Source organism: Erysipelothrix larvae (assembly GCF_001545095.1).
GTDB lineage: Bacteria > Bacillota_I > Bacilli_A > Erysipelotrichales > Erysipelotrichaceae > Erysipelothrix > Erysipelothrix larvae.
In genome coordinates this window covers 1,223,168-1,246,195 of record NZ_CP013213.1, presented here as the reverse complement: position 1 = coordinate 1,246,195, position 23,028 = coordinate 1,223,168, and the positions used below count along the sequence as shown (strand labels likewise).

16 protein-coding genes are annotated in these 23,028 nt (G+C 36.0%); 15 read left to right on the top strand and 1 reads right to left on the bottom strand.

The window, feature by feature from the left end; translation table 11 throughout:
• The 10 genes from AOC36_RS05760 to AOC36_RS05715 all read left to right on the top strand — a co-directional run bounded on the left by AOC36_RS05760 (nt 1) and on the right by AOC36_RS05715 (nt 14,319).
• Nucleotides 1-1,191, top strand: a complete 1,191-nt coding sequence (locus tag AOC36_RS05760; protein WP_067632350.1) for a M20 metallopeptidase family protein — start codon at nt 1-3, stop codon at nt 1,189-1,191.
• Nucleotides 1,192-1,361: 170 nt separating this feature from the next.
• Nucleotides 1,362-1,883: a YceD family protein gene (locus AOC36_RS05755; RefSeq protein WP_067632348.1), complete on the top strand. Its 522-nt coding sequence runs from the start codon at nt 1,362-1,364 to the stop codon at nt 1,881-1,883.
• A gap of 15 nt (nt 1,884-1,898) precedes the next feature.
• Complete coding sequence (gene rpmF, locus AOC36_RS05750; protein WP_067632346.1) at nt 1,899-2,039, top strand: 50S ribosomal protein L32; 141 nt, start codon at nt 1,899-1,901, stop codon at nt 2,037-2,039.
• A 56-nt stretch (nt 2,040-2,095) separates the two neighbouring features.
• Nucleotides 2,096-3,490, top strand: a complete 1,395-nt coding sequence (locus AOC36_RS05745; protein WP_067632343.1) for an LCP family protein — start codon at nt 2,096-2,098, stop codon at nt 3,488-3,490.
• A 1-nt stretch (nt 3,491) separates the two neighbouring features.
• Nucleotides 3,492-4,199, top strand: a complete 708-nt coding sequence (locus AOC36_RS05740; protein ID WP_067632341.1) for a CBS domain-containing protein — start codon at nt 3,492-3,494, stop codon at nt 4,197-4,199.
• A 52-nt stretch (nt 4,200-4,251) separates the two neighbouring features.
• Nucleotides 4,252-5,133 (top strand): UDP-N-acetylmuramate dehydrogenase, encoded by an 882-nt coding sequence (gene murB, locus AOC36_RS05735; RefSeq protein WP_067632339.1) that lies wholly within the window; start codon nt 4,252-4,254, stop codon nt 5,131-5,133.
• A gap of 25 nt (nt 5,134-5,158) precedes the next feature.
• A complete protein-coding gene (gene murJ / locus AOC36_RS05730) occupies nt 5,159-6,676 on the top strand; it encodes a murein biosynthesis integral membrane protein MurJ (RefSeq protein ID WP_067632337.1) in 1,518 nt (505 codons plus the stop codon).
• A 501-nt stretch (nt 6,677-7,177) separates the two neighbouring features.
• Nucleotides 7,178-11,998 (top strand): InlB B-repeat-containing protein, encoded by a 4,821-nt coding sequence (locus AOC36_RS05725; RefSeq protein WP_067632335.1) that lies wholly within the window; start codon nt 7,178-7,180, stop codon nt 11,996-11,998.
• 229 nt (nt 11,999-12,227) lie between these two features.
• Nucleotides 12,228-13,658: a helix-turn-helix domain-containing protein gene (locus AOC36_RS05720; RefSeq protein WP_067632332.1), complete on the top strand. Its 1,431-nt coding sequence runs from the start codon at nt 12,228-12,230 to the stop codon at nt 13,656-13,658.
• A gap of 94 nt (nt 13,659-13,752) precedes the next feature.
• Complete coding sequence (locus AOC36_RS05715; RefSeq protein WP_198401210.1) at nt 13,753-14,319, top strand: DUF4256 domain-containing protein; 567 nt, start codon at nt 13,753-13,755, stop codon at nt 14,317-14,319.
• 37 nt (nt 14,320-14,356) lie between these two features.
• Here AOC36_RS05715 and AOC36_RS05710 read toward each other — a convergent pair whose 3' ends face one another.
• Nucleotides 14,357-15,544 (bottom strand): CapA family protein, encoded by a 1,188-nt coding sequence (locus tag AOC36_RS05710; protein WP_067632328.1) that lies wholly within the window; start codon nt 15,542-15,544, stop codon nt 14,357-14,359.
• A gap of 164 nt (nt 15,545-15,708) precedes the next feature.
• Between AOC36_RS05710 and rny the strand changes: the two genes are divergently transcribed.
• The 5 genes from rny to AOC36_RS05685 all read left to right on the top strand — a co-directional run bounded on the left by rny (nt 15,709) and on the right by AOC36_RS05685 (nt 22,938).
• Nucleotides 15,709-17,265: a ribonuclease Y gene (rny, locus tag AOC36_RS05705; protein WP_067632326.1), complete on the top strand. Its 1,557-nt coding sequence runs from the start codon at nt 15,709-15,711 to the stop codon at nt 17,263-17,265.
• Nucleotides 17,265-18,047 carry a TIGR00282 family metallophosphoesterase gene (locus tag AOC36_RS05700; RefSeq protein WP_067632325.1) on the top strand — a complete coding sequence of 261 codons (783 nt, stop codon included), beginning with the start codon at nt 17,265-17,267 and terminating at the stop codon, nt 18,045-18,047. The genes rny and AOC36_RS05700 overlap by 1 nt, the downstream gene beginning before the upstream one ends.
• A 64-nt stretch (nt 18,048-18,111) precedes the next feature.
• Entirely contained in the window at nt 18,112-19,773 is a 1,662-nt protein-coding gene (locus tag AOC36_RS05695; protein ID WP_067632323.1) for a ribonuclease J, read from the top strand.
• Nucleotides 19,774-19,780: 7 nt separating this feature from the next.
• A complete protein-coding gene (locus tag AOC36_RS05690) occupies nt 19,781-22,135 on the top strand; it encodes a DNA translocase FtsK (protein ID WP_067632322.1) in 2,355 nt (784 codons plus the stop codon).
• 80 nt (nt 22,136-22,215) lie between these two features.
• A complete protein-coding gene (locus AOC36_RS05685) occupies nt 22,216-22,938 on the top strand; it encodes a DUF1361 domain-containing protein (protein WP_067632320.1) in 723 nt (240 codons plus the stop codon).
• Nucleotides 22,939-23,028 lie beyond the last annotated feature (90 nt).

Here is a 23,028-nt window from a genome sequence, read left to right as displayed (position 1 = left end):
ATGCATGATAACATTAGAGCATTAGCAAAACAGTATTTACCAGACATTCAAAGGGTGCGGCGTGATTTACACGCCCACCCTGAACTTGCGCATCAGGAGTTTGAAACTCAAGCAAAGATAATTGCAGAACTTCAACGCTTAGGTGTAGCGTATTCGATCAAAGCTGAAACAGGCATTCTTGCTGAAATTCATGGTTCAAAGCCAGGAAAAACAGTATTACTACGTGGCGATATGGATGCTTTACCGATACTTGAAACTGCCGATGTTGATTATAAATCGACCGTGGATGGCGTTATGCATGCGTGTGGTCATGATGGTCATACAGCAGGTCTTTTAGGAGCAGTGTATATTTTAAATGAAATGAAAGAACACTTGTGTGGAACGGTGAAGTTTATGTTCCAACCTGCAGAGGAAACGGACGGGGGAGCCCAACCGATGATCGATGAAGGGATTATGGAGAATCCAAAAGTTGATGCAGCCTTTGGACTTCATTTAGGCGGTCATTTACAACATGGGTTGATTCAAGTGAAACACGGCGCAATGTATGGTGCCCCTGATGAATTCGAACTCGAAATTATTGGGCGAGGCGGCCATGCTGCTTCACCAGAACAAACCATTGATCCAATTAGTGTTGCAATTCAAATCATTCAAAACGCACAATTCATGCTTACACGTCGTTTAGACCCCGTTAAACCAACACTGATATCGTTTACGACAATTCATGCAGGTGAGGGGCTAAATGTCATACCAGAACGCTGTAAAGTTGGTGGAACGATTCGTACGCTCTATCCCGACTCTCGTGAACAAGTCCAAGCCTACTTAGAACAAATTATTCAACATGTATGTGAGATGAATGGCGCACAGTATAATTTCAATTTCTTACCATCATATCCACCACTCATTAACGATGATGCGATGACTGATTTTGCACAACGAACGTTGACATCGTTTTTTGGTGAAAAGCGGGTTTCTGAACAAGAGTTTCCAACATTGGGAGCGGAAGACTTTGCATTTGTGTGTCAAGCAGTTCCTGCATCTTACTTTATTGTTGGGATATGGGAAGATGGCAAACCGGAACCGATTCACCATCATCCACAGTTTCAATGGAATGATGAAATCTTAGAAACATGCAGTAGTGCATTGGCACTGCTCGCTTATGAATTCTTAAGTGAAGCATCAGGTAGAAACTGAAGAATACAGATTAATAATTTGTGTTTAATTATTACTTAAAAGTTAGAAATAATTCATGATGGGTAAACTTGAAAATTATGTTTACCCATTTGTTTCATAAAGTGCATAAATGATTTGACTTTTAGAAATCATTTCTCTATAATTAAATAGCAAAATGTGAAGGTGATATTATGGAATTTAGAGTTAAAGATCTTGAAAGAAATTCTTCATCACGGATTGATATAAGTGGTTTGGTGGATTCGTTTCAAGAGATGGTTCCGAATAATCGTTTTACTGATTTGCGTGATGTTTATGTGGAAGGTACAGGTTTTTTCAACAGTGAGAACGATGAGTTCTTTGTCAATTGTACAATTGAAGCAACTGTTGAGATTCCATGTGCAATTTCTTTGAAGCCTGTAGAGATTGAAATAGAGGCAACGCTTTCGGAAATCTTTCTCTTCGGAATAGAGGTTCGTGACGAAGAAGACGATGACAATCCTGTGATTGTTGTTGACACGGATGTTCTTGATCTCGATCCTTATATTTGGGATGCGATTTTAGTTGAGATACCTCTCAAGGTTGTACACCCTGATTTAAAGGAATATCCATCAGGTAATGGATGGGTTGTTCTTAAGGAAGAAGATTATCTAGAACAAAAGAGTAAGGAAATTGATCCACGACTTGCGAAGCTTAAAGATTTTAAATTTGATTGATGGAGGTGAAAGCACATGGCAGTAGCACAAAGACGTACGTCTAAAAGCCGTAAAGCAAAACGACGCACACATTACAAATTACCTAAAGTTACTTTGGTAAAAGATAAAGTAACAGGTGAATACAAATTACCACACCGCGTTGATCGCGAAAATTAATCTTGGAAAACCAAGATTTTTTTATGTGATTTTATGGGATAAAATGGGATAGGAGTGTGGATGTTATTAAGAAAAAATGGTTACAATGGGTTATCTTAGGATGTGCATTCACACTCCTTTGTATCGCGCTTTATAACAACATCTATTTTAATTGGCGTTATCGTTTAATTACTTTTTTTGCAGCGTTAGCGCTTTTGATGTTTGTGTTACTGGTGACCAAACGATTTGCACTTCGAACATTGGGTGCACTGATGATGGTTGTCGTCGCTTGTTTCCTTTTTTATACACAATATATGCTTGGGACTATTATGAATCCAATTCATTCTGAAAAGGTATCTTATCAATTGTTTACACTAAGAGAAGTGGCCTTTATTGAAGGTGATTTTGTTTATGGTGAAATAGGGCAAGCACAAACGCGTGATGAATATATTATTGAAGCATATCAAAAAAATGATATTGTGAATCCCTCGATTAATTATTATCAAACCGTATCCAGTCTTGTATTGGCATTGTATGATCGCGACGTAAACTCGATTTGGGTAGACAGTCGTTTTATGAATGAAGTGACTGCATTGTTCCCAGACTTTAGTACCCGTACGATTGTATCCGGAAGTTTTGAAAAACTTATTGAACGTGAAGATACCACCGTTGAAGTGGACGTATTAAAAGACCCATACGTTGTTTATGTCAGTGGGATTGATGTTTACGGAAGTACAAACACACGCTCTCGCAGTGATTTGAATTTACTGTTAATTATTAATCCAAACACAAATAAAGTCCTCAGTGTTTCGATTCCAAGAGATACCTACATTGAGTTGTCATGTCGTAATCAAGCCAAAGACAAATTAACACATGCAGGCTTATATGGAGTCGATTGCTCAATAGGGTCTATTGAAGGGCTTCTTAATATTCAGATTAATTATTATTTAAGAGTCAATTTCACATCGCTCCAAACCGTTGTAGACGGCTTAGGTGGCGTTGAAGTGAATAGTAAGTATGCTTTTACTACCGACTCTGGTTTTACCTATGGTGAAGGCTTAAACGCCGTTGATGGCGAATCTGCGGTTGCATTTGCGCGTGAACGCACTCATATTCCTTATGGTGATGTTTCGCGTGGTGCAAATCATCAAGCATTGTTAGAGGCAATCTTTAGAAAACTGATTGATCCAAGCAAAATCTCAACACTCCCAACTTATTTATCGAATTTCCTAAATGTTCTGGATACAGATTTTGGTTACGATAGTTTCTCACGATTGATATCCCATCAAATAGACAATGATGAAACATGGTCATTTGAGTCAATTACCTTATCAGGAAAAGGGGATATGCAGTATACTTATAGTCAAGGTGATACCTATAAATATTATGTTTATTGGGCAGATGAGGACAGTGTAAGAAATATTTCACAGCGAATCTCTGAAGTATTACTTGGACAAGATAGTGGAGAATAGTATGGAAGATAATGCAACACGCTTTTTGAATAGCTTTGTGAGAATTGAAATGGAACTCAAACGACAGATGCACACATCCAATGAACGATTTTCCGTTTTGTTGCAACAAGCATCAAAAATTAATCCATATATCAAAGAAAAACGTGTGTTTCTAGAAGAAATGGCACAATTGAGAAATGCAATTGTGCACAGCAGAGTAGGTCAACAAGATGAGGTTATTGCTCAACCGCACATGGATATTGTTGAAAAAATTGAGGCAATTGAAGCAATGATTGTTTCGCCACCTCGGCTTGCGAATTTAAAAAATAAAAAAGTAATTACAATTCAAATAGATGGAACGTTGAAAGAGGTAGCATCAATTCAAAATAAAACAGGGTATTCAGTAATCCCAGTGTATGATAATCATCGCTATGTTGGATGCATTCATGCACGATTATTCAATGAACTTGTTAATCACGCAAAGGGTATTCTTGATACAAATCAACTCACCGTTCGTGATTTATTGCGTTATCAAAACAAGGATGAACGAATTGTTTTTATGAGTTCAAGCAACACCTACTATGATGTTCTTGAGATATATGATAAACTTTATCAGTCTGGAAAAGCATTGATTGCGATTATTGTTACTGAAACAGGTTTTCAAAATGAAAAACCTGTGTCGATTTTGACCCAGGCTGACCTTCCACAAATTTTTGTGGAACTTGAATAAAACTTGAGAAACGTGTAATATAGTCTCAGGTTAAGTGTACAAAGGAGTTATTATGGCTGATTATTTTATTCTTAATGAAACATCGATGAAACGCTACAACACATTGCGACTTGATGTAAAAGCAAACTGTGTTGTTTTACCACACTCTGTTGAAGGATTTGTTGATGCATTAAGAGATTTTAAAGGAAAAAAAATTGTGTTGATTGGAAATGGTTCAAATACTTTTTTCTCTCAAGACTACTATGATGAAAACACTGTATTTATCATTACAATATTACTGAATGATATTTCAATTGAAAATGGAGAATTTGTGATGGAAGCGGGAACTCGCCTTCATCGTATGGCATGGTTTGCGTGTGAGCAGTCCATGGGAGAATTGTCATTTTGTGAAGATATCCCAGGAACCATTGGTGGTGCATTGTATATGAATGCAGGTCAATGGCAATATGCTATTGGTCAATACGTAAATTGGATTGAAGTGTACAACACTGAAACAGATTGTGTTGAGACGATTATCCCTGATGATGAGTTCTTTGCATATCGTTATTCAAAATTAAACGATATGCCGGTTTATGTTTTACGATGCGGTATAAAAGCTATTGAAGGTGATTATAACCAAATCTTAGATCAAATGTTGGAATATCGTCATGAACGTTATATTAAGCAACCTCGTAATTTTGCAAACGCAGGTTCTGTGTTTAAACGCCCTAAAGATAAAGACGGGAATTGGTTATTTGTTTGGAAACTCTTTGATGGTGTAAATCTTAGAGGGTTTAAGGTGGGGGATGCAATGGTTTCTGAAAAGCATCCTGGATTTATTGTTAATACTGGAAACGCATCAGTTAATGATATGAAACAAGTCATTGATGAATGTATTACTCGAGTTAAAAATCAATATGATGTTGATTTAGAGCTTGAGTGGCGTGTCGTTTAGGCGTTAACTAGAAGAGGTTATATAAATGAAGAAAACAACAATTATTGTAATGATAGTTACAATCATCGCCAAAATATTTGGTTTTCTAAGAGATACACTGATTACCACTATGTTTGGAGTAGGGTCGGTAAGTGATGCATTTACATTTGCATACTCATTACCTTCTATGGTGTTTACGGTAATTACCGCGACACTTGTTACTGGATTCATACCGATGTATTCACGTGTATTAAGGGAAGGGAAAGAACGCGCAAATACCTTTGCAAACAACGTTTTTAATATCTTAAATCTTTTAGCGTTTGTAGTCGGAATCTTATTCTTACTAGCACCAGAGTTCTTAGTTTCAGTAGCTGCGACTGGTTTTAGAAATAATCCAGAAACATTAGCACTTGCAACTACCTTTGTTCGATTGATGTCATTTAGTATTGTAGGGATGGCAATTGCACAGATTGGTACAGGATACCTCAATGTCCACCAAAGCTTTATAATCCCGAACCTAATTGCAATACCTGGAAATATTATTATTCTAATTTGTACAGTTCTTGCAGCACGTACAGGTCAAACATGGATTTTAGGTGTTGGTGCTTTATCAAGTTACATTTTCCAAGGACTTATTATCTTTATGCAAATGCGTAAGGTTGGATTTAAATATAAACCATTTATTGATTTTAATGATGAACATTTAAAAACAATGGTTACCTTATCAATTCCACTCTTAATCAGTGCATTAATATCAACAGGGAATGATATGTTCACACGTTCTTATGCAACCTCAATTTATGATGAAGGTGCATTTACATATATTACCTATGCAAGTCGCTTACAATCATTTGTGTTGGGTCTTTTTGTAAATGGTATCTTATCCGTTGCCTATCCAACAATTACAACTGCTGTCGTTGAAAAGAAACAGGATCGACTCATTCATTCAATTAATGATGCAATTTTAATGCTCTCACTCTTTGTTTTTCCAGCAATGGTCGGAATGCTATTGATGAGTGAAGACATTGTTCGCTTTGTATATGCAACCAATGATATGTTCACGGATCAAAATGTCCAAATGCTCGCAACCATTCTTATTGGATATGTTGTGGGTATATTCTTTGTGGCCATTAGAGACTTATTCTCCCGCATCCATTATGCATTTCAAGATATGAAAAAACCACTCATTGGTTCTGTAATTTATATTGTATTTAATATCACAGGATGTATTATACTTGGTAGCATTTTTGGATTAAGTGGATTAGCATTGGCAACATCGATTGCTTCGTTTATATCGATGCTCTTCCTCATTTGGAACGCAAAAACAAATTTAGGAATTCTTAATCTAAAACCAATACGCAGTGATTTCTCAAAAATTCTTATTGCATCTGGATTAATGGGAGTTACAGTATACTTTGTAAATCCACTGCTTCAATCACAGATAGGAAGTCAACGTATTGCGGTATTAGGCTCAATTATTGCTGCAGTCGTTGTATATCTTGTAGCTGTGTTAGCATTAAGAGTACAAGTTGTATGGCAAATCTTAAAGCGAAAGAGCTCTTAAGATAACCGTATTATAGAACTGAAAATCCAATGATTTATATTTGAGTAAGTTTTATAAATCATATTGCCGACATATTTAACATCAAAAAGACACGAAAACGTGTCTTTTTTTTTATTAGGTTATCATCCTGTTCAAGTATGAAGGAGTGTTCAATTTATTCCCAGTTCATCGCACATTAATTACTAAAATGAGAAAGCAAAAAGGGTCTAACAAGTCAAGTTAACTAATAAGATACATTTATTTTATATATTATTATAATCTATAACCAAATATTGTATTAATAATCTGTGATTTTATTAACGAAGTCATAGATTTTTTTAATAAAAAATTCAATTTAACCCTAAAAACTTCATAATAAATACCGTTTATAAATAGACCTATAATGAATTTATAGTAGGAGCTGTGGGATATTAGTGGGTTAATTTCTATATAGGGGAAGTATATAGCGATGATTATTCTTGTATAATACACACTTTCTACTCCATAAGAGGAGGGCTATTTATGAAGAAAAAGATTTTAAATGTCTTACTGACGTTTGTAATTCTTTTTAGTAGTACATTCGCTACGAACATTTCCGCAAGTGATGGTACTGATTACTCTAAAGTTGTTAATATAACCAATTGGAAGTTAATTAACACTGACGAAGCGGAAATTGATAGTGATAAAACACCAATAAAATCTGAAGAAACAATTGGATTAACATTTAGTTTTGAACTGGATGTTTATGAAAGCACACTAAAAGAAGGAGACTACTTTAGCGTGCAATTGCCAGAAATTGATGAACTAACAATCAATAACACTGACTTCACTCATTTTGGTAGTGAAGGTGATGTTCAAGGGTTATGGCGCATTTACAATGGTAAACTTGAAGTAGAATTCTCTGATTCAGTAGAAGGTACATCTTATGTATCAACTTCCTTAACTACTAAAGCAAATGTATTCTCTACAACGGTGAGTCAAAGTATTACTAAAGATATAGAAATCGGTGGTATATTACGTTCTATTTCATTTGATGCGACTTCTGAGGAACCAACTGCACGTGCACCTAAACCTGAAGCAGCTACTGTGACATACCAGTCTGGGAAAGAAGGGACGTTTAGTACGACTCATATCAGTACCACTATAGGCGCACCAACACCTGAATATACAGGTTCATTCGATTGCAAAGATGGATATGAATTCTTACGATGGGATCCTGAAGTTAAACCTACAGTTGATGCAAAGAAAGTAACCTATACAGCAATTTGGGTTAAGAAAGCTACAAACGTTACAGTAACTTATTCTGCAGGATTGAAAGGTAAATTTGATCCACAAGTTACAGTTGTAAATAAAGGATCAGATACTCCTGCATTTGAAGGTGATTTGTTAAATTGTGAACCAGGTTATATCTTTGATTCATGGTCACCAATCGTGTCAGCAAAAGCAGATGAGAATGTTGAGTATGTTGCGAATTGGAAAGTAATCCCTTATACAATTACTTATGTGAATCCATTTGGATCAAATGTAAATAATCCAAGTTCATATACTGTAGAATCAGAGATTTTGAGTTTTAATGAACCAACACGCAATGGATATAACTTCTTGGGTTGGTATAACGGAGAAGAAAAAGTTGAGAGCATTCCTAATGGATCAACTGGGAATCTTACACTTGAAGCAAAATGGGAATTAAAACGATATACGATAACTTATCAACTTAACGGTGGAACAAACCATCCTGAAAATCCAAGTTACTATACTCAAGAAGATGGTACCATTCAATTAAAGGATCCAACACGTGAAGGATATGAATTCTTAGGTTGGTACAATGGACGTGACTTGGTAACATCAATTAATTCTAGATTAAAACAAGACATTATCTTAAAGGCACAATGGAGACTTGATAAATACACCATTACATATGAACTTGATGGCGGAACAAATCACAAAGATAATCCAACAAAATATACCTTTGAGTCAAATACAATTCGACTACATGAAGCAACACGTAAGGGTTACACATTCTTAGGTTGGTATAATGGTGAGGATAAAGTTGTGAGCATTCCTAAAGGATCAACAGGTCATCTTACACTTGTTGCGAAATGGCAAGCAAATCCTTACACCATTACCTATAAACTAGGTGGTGGAACAAATCATAAAGATAATCCAACGAGCTATACGATTGAATCCGATACAATCATCCTTCAAGCACCTACACGTAAAGGCTATGACTTTGAAGGTTGGTTCAATGGTAAAGATCGAGTTTATTCCATCCGTAAAGGTTCAACTGGAAATCTAGAGCTTTTTGCGAAATGGAGTCTTTCAAAATACACCATCACATATGTACTTGATGGTGGAACCAATCACAAAAATAATCCAACAAGTTATACCATGGAGTCAAATACAATTAAACTTCAAAATCCAACACGTCTTGGTTATGATTTTGTAGGTTGGTACAATGAGGATAATCAAAAAGTTGATACCATCCGTAAAGGTTCAACTGGACATATTACACTCGTTGCGAAATGGAAAGTAATTCCTTACAAGATTACGTATGTGAATCCTTATGGATCAAAAGTTCAAAATCCTACAACATACACCGTCGAAACTACTATTAAGAGTTTCAATAATCCAACACGTAAGGGTTACACATTCTTAGGTTGGTATAATGGTGAGGACAGAGTTGTGAGCATTCCTAAAGGAACAACAGGTCATCTTACACTTGTTGCGAAATGGGAAGCAAATCCTTACACCATTACTTATAAACTAGGTGGTGGAACAAATCACCAAGACAATCCAACAAGCTATACGATTGAGTCAAATACAATTATTCTTCAAGCACCTACACGTAAAGGCTATGATTTTGTAGGTTGGTACAATGAGCAAAATCAAAAAGTTGATACCATCCGTAAAGGTTCAACTGGAAATATAACACTTGTTGCGAAATGGAAAGTAATTCCTTACAAGATTACGTATGTGAATCCTTATGGATCAAAAGTTCAAAATCCTACAACATACACCGTCGAAACTACTATTAAGAGTTTCAATAATCCAACACGTAAAGGTTACACATTCTTAGGTTGGTATAATGGTGAGGACAGAGTTGTGAGCATTCCTAAAGGAACAACAGGTCATCTTACACTTGTTGCGAAATGGGAAGCAAATCCTTACACCATTACTTATAAACTAGGTGGTGGAACAAATCATAAAGATAATCCAACGAGTTATACGATTGAATCCGATACAATCATCCTTCAAGCACCTACACGTAAAGGCTATGACTTTGAAGGTTGGTTCAATGGTAAAGATCGAGTTTATTCCATCCGTAAAGGTTCAACTGGAAATGTAGAGCTTTTTGCAAAATGGAGTCTTTCAAAATACACCATCACATATGTACTTGATGGTGGAACCAATCACAAAAATAATCCAACAAGTTATACCATGGAGTCAAATACAATTAAACTTCAAAATCCAACGCGTCTTGGTTATGATTTTGTAGGTTGGTACAATGGGGATAATCAAAAAGTTGATACCATCCGTAAAGGTTCAACTGGACATATTACACTCGTTGCGAAATGGAAAGTAATTCCTTACAAAATTACATATGTGAATCCTTATGGATCAAAAGTTAAAAATCCTTCGACTTATACCATTGAAACCGGTGTGGACAGTTTTAACAATCCAACACGTAAAGGTTATGATTTTGAAGGTTGGTATAATGGCGAAAATAGAGTTGTGAACATTCCTAAAGGAACAACAGGTCATCTTACACTTGTTGCGAAATGGAGTCTTACAAAATACACCATCACATATGTACTTGGTGGCGGTACGAATCACCAAGACAATCCAACAAGCTATACGATTGAGTCAAATACAATTAGACTTCAAAATCCAACACGTAAAGGCTATGATTTTGCAGGTTGGTTCAATGGAAAAGATCGAGTTGATACCATCCGCAAAGGCTCAACAGGAAATATTGAACTTGTTGCGAAATGGGTAGCGACTAGATACCAAATTACCTATGTAAATCCAGATGGATCAAAAGTTGACAATCCTAAATTCTATACCATTGAAACAGGTGTGAAACACTTCAACAATCCAACACGTAAGGGTTATACATTCTTAGGTTGGTATGATGGCGAAAATAAAGTTGTGAGCATTCCTAAAGGATCAACAGGTCATCTTACACTTGTTGCGAAATGGCAAGCAAATGTTTATCCAATCAAATATGTCCTAAATGGCGGTAGAAATTCAACCGACAATCCAAAAGACTATACCTATAGTATTGGCGTTGATTCCTTTGCTGATCCTGTTAGAAAAGGGTACACTTTTGTTAAATGGGTTGATGAAAAAGGTCGAACAGTCACTGAGATTAGTTCAAAATCAATGGGACCTGTAACATTAAAAGCAGTTTGGAAAGTTAATGAATATTCGATTGAATATGTTCTTGATGGTGGTGTGAATGCACCGTCAAATCCAACACACTACGTTTATGGTAAGGGTGTTAAATCATTTGAAAATCCGACCAAAGATGGATTCAAATTCATCGGATGGGTTGATGAGAATTTAAACCCAGTATCTCAAATCAGTAAGAAACAAATGGGTGATGTGACACTCTATGCTGTATTTGAAGCTGAAGTTTATTCAATCAACTACGAACTTAATGGCGGAGTAAATGATGCATCGAATCCTTCCGAGTATACCTATGGTATTGGCGTAGATTCATTTGTTGCACCAACTCGCGATGGCTATACATTCATGGGTTGGCTCGATGTAGAAAATAATTCAATTGAATCAATTTCAAAAGAACAAATGGGTGATGTAACATTAGTTGCAACTTGGCTTAAAGTAGGAAAACCTGTTGTTGTTGTTTACGAAGATGAGAATGGCGTTGAACTTAATGAATCAGTAGTCTTCAATGGTCATGTTGGAGATGCATATGAAAGTGCAGCACTTGAAATTGTAGGGTACACATTGAGTCGAGTAGATGGCAATGTGAAAGGCGAAATATCTGATGAAGATCAAATCGTTCGCTATGTATACACTAAAAATGATGAAGGTAAACCAGTTGGACCTCAAACTCCAGACACTGGCAAACCTACAACACCAGACACTGACAAACCTACAACACCTGACAAAGATGTGACACCAAAACCTGATAATGGTAAAACACCTTCTACAGACACTTCAAAAGTATCCAATCCAAGTGATACAAGTAAAACTCCTACAAACACTGGTAAATTACCAGCAACTGGATTAAGTACAAATTTTGCACCTGCATTATCTGTATTATTTGGACTTGTATTACTTCTTGTAAACAAAGGGTACCGCAAGAAAGAAAACTAAAATGATTAGAGCAGAATTTCTCTGCTCTTTTCGTATTATTTGCGTCAAGTTACGTTCCAATATTTGTATAAAAAAATTTCATCTCCTTGAAAAATGGTTTTGAATTCTAGATATATAATATTTATATATAGAATCCTCAATGATTTACCCATTTAATCAGTTAGATGTCTTAAGTTTAATATAAAAAAATTATTAAAGTATAAACAACCTAACTTAGAAAGGAGACGCCATGAATATCCCCCTAGAATTTCATATTAAGCGAAAGCTGAAGATGTTGAACACACTCTATTATTCTCAAGATCCATTTACGTTGTCAGACCTGGCGAAGAAACTGGACACATCAGAATCAACATTAAAAAACGACTTGCAAAAATGTAACCTAATTGGTGAAGATGGATGCATCGTAACAAATATTGATAAAGATACACGCATGTCGCTTCACAACACCATCATGACGGATTCGTTATTTGGTAAGGTGTTTCGATTGCTCTTAATGAATAATGGAAAACAAGCACATTACTACAGCAGTCAACTTTCAATGAGCCGTGCTAACTTCTACAAACAGGTGATTCTATTGAATAATGCATTATGTCGCTACGGAGGTAAAATCGCTGTGAATGATGGTTACCATATATTCGCAACACATGAAATGCGTTTTCGTATCTTTGTTTTCTTTTATCTTGTGGCAACGCATACTGAGAGTAGTGATGAATTAATTTCATTATACAGTCCAATTTCACGAATACTCAATAAAAACCAATTGCATTTTGCGCATGTTGAAGATACTGAATTGTGGGAAGATACGTATCAGTGTGCACTGTTTTCCATTTTTGTTATTCGCCAATCAGATCCGGTTACAAAGTGTGAAGTGCTTGATTATGAAGCCCAATCCAAGAAAGTAAAACTTACAAAAGGGGATTTAAGCTTGCTTCAATCTGAGTTACCAAATGTTACAAAACAAACAGTAATTGAAGCGCTTATTCAATATCGTGACATGATTGAAAGTTCAAAATCGCTTGTTTCTAAGAAAAAGATGAAAGAAATTCTTGACCAGTATGAGACACAGTGTTCGCTTTGTTTTAAAGAGTCATTATCTGCACAACAACTTGATACATTACGACAAATTATGTCTATAGGTGTATACCTATATGAATTGTTTCCGTTTAATATCAGTGGTCTTTCACTCACAATTTCAGATTTCTTTAGAGAGTTTACAATGATTAATGACGAACTCATTCAAAATTTTGATCACTTTTTATCAATAGCATCTAAAAATCTGAACGTAGATCTATCGTTGTATCGTAATTTATTGTTTTACTGGGTAGTCATTAATGTGGGTGATTTTCTATTCATTCCAAAAAAGAAGATCTTATTTTTGAGTCGTTATTACAACCAACACCTTCAGTTTACAAATGATAAACTGGTTGAGTTATTGCGAATTATGAAAATTGATCCAGAAATTGTAATTGCACATGAGAATGATTATAAGCATGAACTCAGAAAAAATAAGTATGATCTCATTATGAGTGATACCATGATCGATAACGACCCGAAAATTATTCATTTCCCGTTTAGTAATGGTGTTTTGGTGGTTGCTTCGTTGTTTAATCAATTGAGTGAAATTAAAAATAATGAGCTGTGCAAAGAGATCTTTGATTAAAAATATATATATTTAGTGCAGTTTTTGGTTATATAAGTTGTAAATGGGCATCATATTCCTTAAGATTTAATTGAAGAATAAAGGGAGAATGACTATGTCACAAAAACATTTGAGTGCCTTAGAAAAAGAAACACTCATAGTTACACTTAAAACTAGATTTAATGCCCATAAGGAAAGACACCCATCACTTACGTGGAATGAAGTTGAAACAGTCTTAAATACTCATGAAACTGTTTTATACACCTTAAGTCAAATGGAACTGACACAGGGTGAACCAGATGTTGTTCAATGTGATGAATCACAAGATATAGTATTTATGGATTGTTCAGAAGAATCACCAAAGGGAAGAAGAAACGTTTGTTATGATGAGCTGGCGAGACTCACACGAAAGAAGTTTCCACCTGAAACCGATGCACTCACGATTGCTAAAGCGATGGGAGCTAAACTACTTGATGAAAAAGATTACCGGAAGCTTCAAGAAGTAGGGCAGTTTGATAAGAAAACATCGTCGTGGATTTTAACACCACTTCCCATTCGAGACCTAGGTGGAGCGTTGTTTTGTGATTTTAGATATAATACTGTCTTTGTATACCATAATGGTGCGGATTCTTATTATAGTTCACGTGGATTTAGAGTAAAAATTGTAATTAAACGGTCATAGAATATGAAAAGAAGCAGAAATTTCTGCTTCTTTTTCGTTAAGAACCACTGACACGGTCCATGATAATTTGTTGTGTTTTTCGTATACGAGTGTCTAAATCACTTGTGATGTGATCAAATTTGCTAGAGTCTGCAATATAGTCTTCAGTTGGGATTACTTCATAATAACGATTTCCATTAATTTCGTAACGATTCACCCATGTTGGAATGTATGTTTTGTTATCAATTGTGACTTTACCGGATTGGTGGTCTTTTGTGATTGTAAATCCAGCGACAAGCCCGCGTTCTGTTTCGTATGCATCAGTAACTTCAGGCTCGCTTTTGAGCGATTCATAGCGTTGGTTGGATACAAAGTTTCCTAATGAATAGATCACATAAGTATTATCAATCATTTCAGTTTCTTGTACGACGTGTGGGTGTCCGCCAATAACAACATCAACACCCCATTCAGCGAGTTTCTGTGCCAATGCTTTTTGGTTTGAATTTGCATTGATTTGATATTCAACACCCCAGTGCATGATTACTAAGGTTGCATCATTTTTTGCTTTACTTTCTGCAATCTGTGATTTCATAAGACCTTCATCAATGACCGATAATAAAGTAGTCATTTCTTCATGAGTCAAGTTAGCTTCAAAACCATTGTAACCAAAGCTATAAGATAGAATTCCAATCTTAATTTCATTGATTTCTAAGTCAAGACGTTTGTCTTCGCCAGCAAGATTTGTTCCAACAGTTTTAAGTCCTTCAGCACGAATGTGTTCCAGCGTTGTTTTCACGCCTTCTAAACGAGAATCCATGCTGTGGTTGTTGTTGGTGTTTAATACATCAATACCTGCGTTTTTGATAGCTGTAATCGCTTCTTTAGGTGTGTTGAGCAATGGATATCCTTGATATTGCATGTTTGGGTTTGTTGTAGTCTCATAATTTCCTATTACAAGGTCTGAAGCATCAAAATACGATGTCATATGCTTGAAATTTAAAGAGAATGCATCAACAGAAGGATCTCCTAGAAATGACTGATGATATAATAAATCACCCAGTGTTAATACATCCACACTTGTAACTTTATCAACAGGATCTGGTGTTGGTTCAGGTGTTGGATCAGGTGTCGGTTTAACAATATCAGGTTGTTTGTTTTTATTTAATGCAATGTAAGTAAGGCTACCACCAAATACAACAATCAAAATTGCAAGTATCGGTAACAACCATCGGTTGCGTTGTTTCATGTTTTCCTCCTGTAATTCAAATTTAACGATACCATACTTAAAATCAATAATCAAACAAGATTTTAAATCACACAATATAACACTTTCAACTTGTGAAAACAGCGAAAATAAAGTATTATATATGTATTAGGAAACTAATGATAAAAAAATTTAGGAGAGAAAATATGCCAAAAGAATTATTGATTGGCATCTTATCCGCATTGATAGTATTAGTCGTTACAATCGTAATTACAATTGTAATGGATAGACTTGGATTAAATCGTGCACGTATGGAAGCACGTAACCTAATGAACGAAGCACAGACAAAAGCTGATAACCATGTTCGCCAAGCTACTTTAGAAGCGAAGACACAGGCTTATGAGATTAAACTGAATGCAGAAAAAGAACTTAAAGTTCAACGAAAAGAACTACAAGATTTTGAAAATAAACTTGGGAGACGTGAAGATAACCTGAGTTTTAAAGATGCAAATCTAGTTGAAAAAGAAAAAGAAATTAGTAAAAAACAACGTGAATTAGAGTCCAAGAAAGCTTCATTGGATAAGATGGAGAGTGTACTTCAAGAAAGAATTGATGTACAACTTGCAGAATTAGAACGCGTATCAAATATGTCAGTAGACGCTGCAAAAGCAGAATTGTTTGATGTCGTAGAAAAGCAAATGGAAAATGAAACATTAGCTTATATTAAAGAACAAGAAGAACAAGCGCACTTACGTGCAGAAGAAATATCTCGTAATATTATTTCGCTTGCGATTTCTCGTTACTCACAAGATGAAGTAGTCCATAATACATCATCCGTGATTTCGTTACCAAATGAAGAAATGAAGGGTCGGATCATTGGTCGTGAAGGCCGAAATATTCGTGCCTTTGAACAAGCCACAGGTGTTGATTTAATTATTGATGATACTCCTGAAGTAATTACTGTATCCTGTTTTGATCCAATTCGTCGTGAGATTGCGAAGCTTTCACTTGAAACATTAGTTCAAGATGGAAGAATTCAACCCGGACGTATTGAAGAAGTTGTTGAAAAAGTTCGTAAAGACCTAAATCAAGTAATTCTAAAAACAGGACAAGACACACTCTTTGAATTAGGAATTGGTAAAGTTGATAAAGAATTAGTTGCCGTATTAGGGCGATTGAAATACCGTTATTCGTATGGTCAAAATGCGCTTTCGCATTCAGTTGAAGTTGCCCACCTTGCGGGGATGATGGCAGCTGAGCTTGGGTTAAGCCAAAAGCTTGCGAAACGAGCAGGACTTTTCCATGATATTGGTAAAGGACTTGACTTTGAAATGGAAGGAAGCCATGTCGAACTTGGTGTTCGTCTTGCGAAAAAATGTAAAGAACACCCTGTGGTTATCAATGCGATTGCATCACACCACGGTGATACAGAAGCAACTAGCGCAATTTCTGTGCTTGTAGCTGCTGCGGATGCACTAAGTGCTGCAAGACCTGGTGCACGATTTGAATCCTTTGAAAACTATATTCAACGTCTTGAAGATCTTGAAGCAATCGCAAGCACCAAAGAAGGTGTTCAACGCGTATTCGCAATTTCAGCTGGACGTGAACTTCGTGTTATGGTTGTTCCAAACGAAGTCGATGATTTACAAACAACAAAACTTGCACGAGAAATTCGTGAAGAAATCGAAGAACAATTGACATACCCAGGTCAAATCAAAGTTACTGTGATTCGTGAATTACGAGCACAGGAACTCGCAAAATAATGAATATTCTCTTTATAGGGGACATAGTAGGAGCAAGTGGTCGGCGTATTGTAGCTGACCATTTGTCTTGCTTAAAAAGCAAGTACAGCATTGATTTCACAATATGCAATGGTGAAAATGCTGCACATGGCAAAGGAATCACGCGAAAAATATACAATCAATTCAAAAATCTGGGTATTGATTGTATTACACTAGGAAATCACGCCTTTGCAAAACGCGAAATTTATGATTTTTATGCAGACACAGAAGATTTACTCATTCCAGCAAATATTGAACCTTTAGATTTTGGTAAATACTATAAAGTTTATAAGGTGAAGGATATGACACTTTGTGTTGTTAATTTGTATGGAGAGGCGTTTATGAATCGGGTAGGGGATGCACCATACCCCTATATGGAACATGTATTGGAAAAGGTTCAAGCTGATTATTATTTTGTTGATTATCACGCTGAGTCAACCAGTGAGAAGCAATTTATGGCGACCTTATACAAAGATAAAATTGGGTGCCTTGTTGGGACACATACGCATGTTCAAACCAATGATGCACGAATGATTGGCAGTACAGCCTATATAACAGATGTTGGAATGTGTGGTGCTGTGGATTCAATTATCGGACGCGATTTTGATGAGCTGTATCAATCGATGGTATTGGGTGAAAAAACATACTTTAAAGTAGCCGAAGGACAATCGATGATCAATGCAATTGTGGTTAGTGTTGATGATGTCACGAAAAAATCAGTGAAAATCGAAACAATTTCATTTGTTGAAGCGCCAAGTGTGTGAGATTCGAACTTTTTCGTGTATAATAGATATAAATGAAAGTAAAAATATAATTTAAGGAGTTTCTATGGATAAAATTCGTTTTTTTACACTAGGTGGTAATGATGAAGATGGAAAGAATATATCCGTTTTGGAATTAAATGACGATATCTACGTAATTGATGCAGGTGTTCGTTATCCAGAAGGTGAGTTTTTAGGCGTCGAGTATATCATTCCAGATTTTTCATACCTTGTTGCACGCAAAGATCGTGTAAAAGGTGTTTTTCTGACGCATGCGCACGACGATGTAATGGGTGCAATTACTTTTCTATTAAAAGAAGTTAAAGCACCGGTTTATACTACAGCATTTACTGCGCTTGTACTGGAAGATAAACTTAAAGAAGAAAAAATTAAAAATATTAAAATTAATCGGATTAAACGCAATGCCCATTTTAAGGTTGATGGACGAAAGGTGTTTGCTTTTGGGTTAACACACTCCATTCAAGATACCATTGGTTTTGCTTTTGATACTGATCAAGGCTATGTGATTCATACTGCTGAGTATGTATTTGATTTTGATGTACGCTATAAATCATTTGGAAGTGATGTCTCCGTTTTAGCTGAATTAGGCAAAAAAGGTGTATTCATGATGACTGTGGAATCCGTTGGTGCTAAACGTCCAGGATTTACATCTCCAAGTCACCGTATATCCGATCGTATTGAACGCGTATTTGAAGACACTAATGACCGAATCATCATTTCATTGTATGATCAAAATATTTACCGTCTGATTGAAGTTATTGAAATGGCGAACCGTTTTAATCGAAAAATCTACTTCTATAATGAGAATCAGCGGAAACTAATGCGTCATCTTGAAAAGTTGCGCTATTATAACATGCCTGCTGGACTTGAACTTTCTGATCGTCAATTTTCAAATGACATGGAAAATGTTCTTGTCATTGTATCAGATGTTGGACCAAATGTGTTTAGAACCCTAAATAGCATTGCAATCGGTGGAGACAAACGAATCACACTTCGCGAATCAGATACCGTAATTATTGGTTCACCAATTGTACCAGGTACTGAAGTTGAAGCAGGGGCAATGGAAAATGAACTCTTTAAAGAAGGCGTGAACATTCATTCACTAAATTATAAAGAAGTGTACTCAATGCATGCATCAGAAGAAGATATTAAGATGATGTTATACCTTTTAAAACCAAAATTTGTTGTGCCGGTTAAAGGTGAATTCCAAAACCTTGTTGCGAATGCAAACATCGCACTTGACTTAGGAATCCAAGCAAAAAATATTGTTGTACTTGATAATGGTCAAGTTGTGACATTTGAAAATGGTGAACTTGCTGGTATGCAAGAACTCATTAAACTTGAAGAAGTTCTGATTGATGGCAATGACCATTTAGATTCGGGTGGACTTGTCTTACGTGATCGTAAAACACTGGCTACTGATGGCGCAATCATTGTGGGTATGGTTATTGATCATAAAACCAAAGAGATTCTTGGAGGACCAGACGTTCAATCACGCGGTGTTATCTATTTAAAAGATGCAGATAATATTGTGAAAGAAGTTGGCGCAATCCTTGAACGTACGATTGAACAATTTGTAAAAGATAACAAATACGATAACATGAGTGCTCGTAATGAAGCACGTGATCAAATTTCACGATTTATGTATAAAGAAACTGGAAAACGTCCGATGATTCTTCCAGTAATTATCGAGATTAATACTCAGTAGAGGGACTATGGCAAAATCTAAATCAAAATCAAAAAAGCAACAACAACAAGACCTTTTACGATTCGTCTATGGACTAATCGTAATTTTACTTGCGGTTGTTGGGATGTTTGAGTTAGGTTGGCTTGGCACAATTTTATTTGGGTCGTTTAGAGTCCTATTTGGTCAATACCCTCAAGTGCTCTTTGGTATCATTATTGCTTTAACTGGTGCACTAATGATCAGCCCTAAATTTGTGAAGAAACAACCTAAACGATATATTATAGCTCTGTGCTTATCAACCGTTGCATTTTTGATGATATTAGGGTTTCCCCAAGATCAAGACTTAGTAGGGCAACAGGCCTTCAATAGCTTTTTTAATTCAATTCGTGATGTTTATTCTCAAAGAAGCGCTTATGCTTATGGTGGTATTATAGGATCGGTGCTGTATTCAATTTCAAGCTTTTTGATTGCTCGTGAAGGAACGATTGTTTTCGTTGTTTTATTAATCCTTGTCATTATTGCCTTAATCTTTACACCACGTAAAATCATGCAATCAATTTCAACTGGATCAAAGCATCTTGTTAAGGGTGCTAAGGGTGTTTCAAAAGTTGCTAAGAAAATGGTTCCCGTTAAAGATGACAATCCAGACTCACAAGATGATGAATATGATCCTTTGGATGATTTAGTTCAAGATCATCAATCTGAAAGTCTGATTAAAAAGATGAATCCAAGCCATGATTCTAAAAACGCATCATTATTTATCGATTATGATGAGAAGCCTGGAAAACAAATGGAACTTGAACTTGAAGATGAATCGCAACTTGCGCAAGATCAAACTGAAATGTTTGATGTGCAACGTCATTTGAATGCTTCAAATACACAAGCATCTACCATTACACAACCAATTACACCACCACAAAACTTACCGAATACTTATGAAAACTATCGACTTCCACCTAAGGCACTGCTTGAAAGATCTACTGGATCACGATCAAATTCGAATCAAGGATCTGCTAAAGAAAAAGGAAGACGACTTATTGAAGTGTTAAAACAATTTGGAATTGATGCAGAATTAATCAATATCCATATTGGCCCTGCGGTAACAAAGTTTGAAGTGAAACCTGATTCAAATGTGAAAATCAGTAGAATATCATCCATACAAGACAATATCATGATGGAACTTGCTGTAAAATCATTGCGTATTGAAGCACCAATTCCGGGTAAATCTGCAGTTGGTATTGAAATACCCAATATTGAGATGGTGCCAGTACGTATGAAAGATATTGTATTACAAAGCACCAACTTTTATGAATCGGATAATGTTTGGGTTGCTTTAGGAAAGAACTTGTTAGGGGAACCTGTTTCAGTTGCCTTAAATAAAATGCCACACTTATTGGTTGCAGGTGCAACTGGTAGTGGTAAATCAGTGTGTATGAATTCAATTATTACATCAATATTATTAACGAAAAAGCCGGATGAATTGAAATTATTATTAATTGATCCAAAGAAAGTGGAATTTACCGCGTATGCGAATATTCCACATCTCATGGCTCCTGTAATTTCAGATCCGATGCAAGCAACATCAGCATTGAAGTTGGTTGTTGAAGAGATGGATCGTCGTTACGACACATTCTCAAAATCCGGTGTACGTAATATCACAAGTTTTAATGAAAAAGTCAAAACACATCATGAAAATTCAGACATGAAACCCATGCCTTGGATTGTTGTAATCATTGATGAGCTTGCTGATTTGATGGCTGTTGCGGGTAAAGATGTTGAAGTTTCAATTCAACGGATAACCCAACTTGCTCGAGCAGCAGGGATTCATTTAATCGTCGCAACACAAAGACCATCCGTTGATGTCGTAACAGGAATTATTAAAGCCAACATTCCATCACGCATCGCATTTGCTGTATCCAGTGCAGTTGATTCACGTACCATTTTAGATACAACAGGTGCAGAAAAACTCCTTGGATATGGTGATATGCTTTACATCCCGATGGGAGAGCCCAATCCAACACGTGTTCAAGGGGTCTACGTATCTGATGAAGAGGTAAACTCAATTGCTTCGTATGCAAGTAAGCAAGCAGCACCCCAATATAGTGATTCCTTTATCTCACTTGACACAGGCGGGGGTTCTAGCGGCTTTGTAGCGACGCAAGATGACCCACTCTATGAGGAAGCTATCTTATTTGTAATTAAGCAACAAAAGGCTTCTACGTCGTTTCTACAACGGCAATATCGTATTGGATACAATCGAGCAGCCAGTTTGATTGATGCAATGGAACAAGAAGGTATTATTGGGCCACCACAAGGTAGTAAACCACGTGAAGTTAGATATCGCACAATCGAGGAATACGAAGAAGCAAATCAAAGTTCATAACAAAGAGAAGCGTGGTGACTTCAAAATCACACATGCTTCTCTTTTTTAAATAAACCGTGTTCTTAAAGAAAGGAGATACTATGGATATTCAATCATTATTTCTTGCAGTACTATTAATTAATGTATTTGCATACATCACCATTCGATTCAGACCAAAGATTTATCATGTATCACTGTATAGACCAATGGTATGGAACTTTAAGTTATCCCTCTTACCATTTGTGATTCTCATCGCATTTCTTGGTTTGTTTTTTGTAATGCTTTATTTCTATTCAGTGTTCTCAATACGCTACTTTAATTACATAGCTTATGGTGTATTCTTCGTTGGACTTTTTATTTGGCTTCTTATTTTACCTAACTCAGGTTATTTAATTACTGAACTGAACTTAAATCACCGTGAACAAGACGAACATGAAGTCCCTATTTGGTATGACATAGTATCGATTTTATCGTTTGCATTATCAGGTATCTTTAATACTCTTACAAACATCGTTCTTGTACAGCTTACTATTATTGTTGCAATTGACCCCGAAGTAATTACAAAACAGGGGATGCTTAAACTTATTGGGACTGCTGTTATTATCAATCTCTTTGTTGCAATCGGGGTTTACATGGGACGGTATATTCGATTTAACTCATGGGATATTCTACACCCCATTCAATTCACAAAACGCTTATGGAAACATTTTAAACAAAAAGGCGTCTTGAAGGATTTTGTATTGTTTGTCCTTTTCCACACAGCTTTCTTCACCATCATGTATTTTGTATTAGGATTGCATACAACCTTTACACGACTAATGTAGTGTATACTATGCATAGTTTGATCTATGATAAAACAATTATCCATGCTTCAAAGATTCATGGATTGACACAATAAGATTCCTGCGTGATGT